Genomic DNA, 4,112 nt, shown 5'->3' on the forward strand with positions numbered 1-4,112 from the left:
ACCGATTTCAATTCACTCGCTCCACGAAAGAGCGAGACACGATTTGAAATGGTTAAGGACGGTGACGAGGAATATTTCAATTCACTCGCTCCACGAAAGAGCGAGACATTCATTTACCGACACTACCACGTTCCGTATCAATATTTCAATTCACTCGCTCCACGAAAGAGCGAGACATTTCTAAGGCGTACGCCAAGACGACTAAGAAGTCATTTCAATTCACTCGCTCCACGAAAGAGCGAGACCGGCACCGGGTTGATCCAATACCCAACAACCGACAGTATTTCAATTCACTCGCTCCACGAAAGAGCGAGACCCCGCCGGAACTTATGAAGTCACGGTAGCCAACATGATTTCAATTCACTCGCTCCACGAAAGAGCGAGACGAACGCCCCGCCAGAATCATTGGCGGCGGTTTGATTTCAATTCACTCGCTCCACGAAAGAGCGAGACCCTGACCTTGTTGACTCTTTTCACTCATGTTCGGTATTTCAATTCACTCGCTCCACGAAAGAGCGAGACGTGGTTGGACTCCTTCACGGACTGATGGATGACATTTCAATTCACTCGCTCCACGAAAGAGCGAGACATTATGGCTCTGGTAGTCGTGGCGACTTTCATTCGTATTTCAATTCACTCGCTCCACGAAAGAGCGAGACGCTTCTTTTTTTGTTTTAAAGCCGCCTTTATTAATATTTCAATTCACTCGCTCCACGAAAGAGCGAGACAACGCCATCATACAGAGCATTTTTAACGCACGCATATTTCAATTCACTCGCTCCACGAAAGAGCGAGACACTGAGGTAACGATCACTACCATTTCACCGTGTAATTTCAATTCACTCGCTCCACGAAAGAGCGAGACCTTCAGTGCCGTACCGATCCAACACGTCACCGTGTATTTCAATTCACTCGCTCCACGAAAGAGCGAGACCGCAACATTTAGTATATGTTCATATATCAATACTAAATATAGTGCAGCGATACATATAATACATACTTCGTAAATTTTACTTTGTAACTTTGATTCAAAATGTCATATATTATCGGTGCGAATCCTCCGTAAAAAACATGTGAGCTTACGGTTCGCACCTAAAACATAAATTCGTCTGGATTTAATTCGTTGCCACCCAATCCAAACTCAGGACTATAGGCACTCTTCAAAACAACCCAAATATCTTGATTTTCGTAGTACTGAACGGCGCCTTCTTCTTGTAGTTTTTTCAATGCACCATCATAGACGGATACTGTGTATGGTCTAGCCGCTTTCAATAATTTAGAAACATCACCAAATTTACTTTGTTCGGAGAGTAACTGCGTAATAATATCGTGACTTTCAGTATCCCCTGAGGTACCGCTAAATTTTTCATCATCCATTGAATATTCAACTATAACGTCAGTTGTTGGACTATCAATAACATTAAAACATTTAGTTACAATTTGAGAAGCAACTGTAAAATCCGTTGTGGATGGCGCTAAGGCACGTTGCTCTCGTCGCTCAAGTAGTTGACCACTCGGTACTTCACCCTCATCTACAATATTACCACGAACAATATGATATAGATCCAACTGTGTATCTTTAATGTTAAGTGGATATTTTAATTCAGATTTATTCCTTTCATCATGATTGTACAATTGCTCAAAAAAGTTATTGATTATCGGTGCAGTCATTAAATTTGTTTTGTCATGGGCAATAGTTTCCGTAATATCTGCTGCCTTTTTTATCTGATTTAGACCACTCATGTTTTCTAAATCAGATGTAGTTTTAATTAGATTAACTTGTGCCATATCAGTTTCGTGATTTCGATTACACCGACCGGCTGCTTGAATAACGCTATCTAACCCCGCTGCCGAACGAATGACCGCCTCGAAACTCAAATCTACCCCTGCTTCAATTAAGTTTGTCGAAAACACGACCACTTTTTTTATGTCTGACTGTCGTAAATCTTTTCTGATCTGTTGAAACTTATACTGCCTATTTTTCTGACACATTGATGTTGAAAGGTGATACTTAACCGCATCGTTTCCTGCCTCGAATGTTTGATAGGCTTTTTTTACAGCCGCTTTTGTATTTAAGATCACTAATAAGCTACGTACTTTCTCCAATCGATGATTGACCAAGTTCATTAATTCTGATAAATCGTACTGCTTTTTCAAATCTGGCATAATTTCAACTCGTTTAAAGGCCTGCTCGACCGTTGATAAATTCGGAACAATCTCACCTTTTACAGTAACTCCATCCAGTATTCCCTCTAACACCGGTTGTGTAGCAGTACAAAGTAAGCTTGTAGTTTTTTCTTGAGATAACCAGCTCATTGCCAAATTGTTTAACCCTAGCATTTCATCGGCATAGCTTGAATTTCATCAAATATCAATACTGAGTTAACTAACCGATGCATATGCCGTATATTTTTACTTCCTTTACCATACAATGCATCTAAGTATGCAACCTGCGATGTTAAAATAATCGGTGAATCCCATGTATCTCGAGCGTAGTAATAAGCACTATCACCAACTGATTCATCTACTTTCGCTGTTTTAAAGTCACCTACTACTGCTGAGTGATACTCCAGAATATTCGTTGAGTCTTCAGTACTGCCATTTAACCGTTTTCGAATGACATCGGCGTTTTGTTCAATAATTGTTGTATATGGAACGATATAAACAAGTCGTTCCGTCCCATATTTTTTAGCATGATTTAATCCAAATCTCAAACTGGATAACGTCTTACCACCACCAGTTGGTACGGATAATGTATAAATACCTGCGTCTTCACTATTCAAATTAACACAAGCATCCGACATTTTCTGGCGTAATTCATTCAATTTTTTTAACTGTTCGTTTTGAATCTTTTTATTAGATTTTGCCTGTTGAGCTACAGCAGTCTCATTGATTTGATAATAGTCTGCTAAAATTTTATTATTATTTCTAAATTCTCTGTCAGCTATTTGCATTTCAAAATCAGCCGTGTTGGTATGATCCGCGTCAATAAGCGTGCTTAAAATAAAACGCAAATAAAAGTACTGATTATTTAACAATTCGATGATATCAATAGCAGCTATCTCATCAAGTGCTGCTTTATAATACTGTTCAAAAACTGATTCATCAAATTCAGCAAAAAAACGTGGTCGAATTTCATTGTACATTTTTTGATAATCTTCACTCTGACATTTTCCACGCGCTTCGAAAAAGGGAGTGTGTCTTTCAACACAAATTGATTATCACCACCTAATTGTGATACTTCACCAATATAATCCAATGCCCCGTTAGGATTATGATGGGCAAAAATAGCATTTCCGACTAATTCCGCTAACAGCTTGGCAGGCTGCTGGTTTGCTAAACCCGTTACATCTTTATATTTTTCAATACATTGGATTAAATAAAAACCGCCTGCACTAGAATGGTCTACTATTCCCGGAACCGCTTTAGGATCTCCATTATGTGCTCTCAGAATATATGATTGAAATTCATCGGTATACTTTCCGCAATCATGCAACCAGCCTGCTAATCCACAAACATGACTAAGTCCAATCGATCTTCCCCACTCTTCACACATGTCACGAACAGTAGTCAAATGATCGCTTAAAAGTTGCGTCTGATCATTATCCCGACCAATATGTGCGATATATTTCATCATAAAACCTCCTATTAGGCTCATAATTCAAATTTACGTTCTAATATAAAGTGATAATTCGTTAAATTATTTCTTGTGAATACTCATCGTAGAATTTAGTTCCTACACAGGTCTTTCCTCGAGAATAGTCTCCCCCTTCGAGTAAGTGCAATGTTAAACTCAATTCTGCCTACGCAAGGCATTAGCTATTTCAATTCGCGCACTCCTTTAAAGAGTGCGATGGCGGATGCGAGAGGGCCTTTGATGTTAGCGATATTTCAATTCACGCACTCCTTTAGAGAGTGCGATTCGGCTTTAGTTGCTAAAAATTTGGTTGGGTCTGATTTCAATTCACGCACTCCTTTAGAGAGTGCGATCCAACGACTTATTGTCTGATCTATACAACAATGATATTTCAATTCACGCACTCCTTTAGAGAGTGCGATAGCATTTACCAAGTCACAATACGAAGCCTTACGTATTTCAATTCACGCACTCT

The 4,112-nt window shown here is 39.3% G+C and carries 3 protein-coding genes and 1 CRISPR repeat array; all 3 genes read right to left on the reverse strand.

Annotated features, from left to right (window positions below):
* Window positions 1-4: 4 nt before the first annotated feature.
* A CRISPR array of direct repeats spans window positions 5-934; the repeat unit is 34 nt; unit sequence ATTTCAATTCACTCGCTCCACGAAAGAGCGAGAC.
* Between the two features lie 158 nt (window positions 935-1,092).
* Genes JCM2765_RS16150 through JCM2765_RS16160 form a run of 3 tightly spaced genes read right to left on the reverse strand, consistent with a single transcriptional unit; the run spans window position 1,093 to window position 3,637 of the window.
* Window positions 1,093-2,316 (reverse strand): helicase-related protein, encoded by a 1,224-nt coding sequence (locus JCM2765_RS16150; RefSeq protein ID WP_225352153.1) that lies wholly within the window; start codon window positions 2,314-2,316, stop codon window positions 1,093-1,095.
* A 17-nt stretch (window positions 2,317-2,333) separates the two neighbouring features.
* Window positions 2,334-3,146 (reverse strand): DEAD/DEAH box helicase, encoded by an 813-nt coding sequence (locus JCM2765_RS16155; RefSeq protein ID WP_082405190.1) that lies wholly within the window; start codon window positions 3,144-3,146, stop codon window positions 2,334-2,336.
* A complete protein-coding gene (locus JCM2765_RS16160) occupies window positions 3,059-3,637 on the reverse strand; it encodes a CRISPR-associated endonuclease Cas3'' (protein ID WP_162231439.1) in 579 nt (192 codons plus the stop codon). The genes JCM2765_RS16155 and JCM2765_RS16160 overlap by 88 nt, the downstream gene beginning before the upstream one ends.
* Between the last annotated feature and the right edge of the window lie 475 nt (window positions 3,638-4,112).

This window comes from Secundilactobacillus similis DSM 23365 = JCM 2765 (assembly GCF_001311075.1).
In the GTDB taxonomy this organism is placed as follows: Bacteria; Bacillota; Bacilli; order Lactobacillales; family Lactobacillaceae; genus Secundilactobacillus; species Secundilactobacillus similis.